We start from the raw sequence: 271 nt of genomic DNA on the forward strand, positions 1-271 counted from the left end.
GGCGAGAACTGTCGCAATCTGACAAAGCGGTTGTGGCCGTGACGGCGGTCGCGATCGCCGAACCATTGCTGTCCGCCCGCAAAATGGATCATGCCGCGACCGTGGTGCGGATAGCGTTCGCCGGCGGCGGCAGGCAGCGCCATCAGGGCGCCGAGCATGAGCGGAATGACTTTCGAAAAACGCGTGACCATCGGCCGTCTTCCTCGCAAAATGCGATCGTTAACAAATCGTTAACGGCAGCTTGCTTCAAAACTTCCCGTATGTCCACTTG

General features: G+C 59.0%; 1 protein-coding gene. It reads right to left on the minus strand.

Features of this window, described 5'->3' with window-relative positions:
* Positions 1 to 191, minus strand: a 191-nt coding sequence (locus SB659_RS19570; RefSeq protein WP_410551609.1) for a hypothetical protein, incomplete at its 3' end; no start/stop codon positions are given.
* Positions 192 to 271: the final 80 nt, after the last annotated feature.

The organism is Arthrobacter sp. SIMBA_036 (genome assembly GCF_046535135.1).
Taxonomy (GTDB): Bacteria; Actinomycetota; Actinomycetes; order Actinomycetales; family Micrococcaceae; genus Arthrobacter.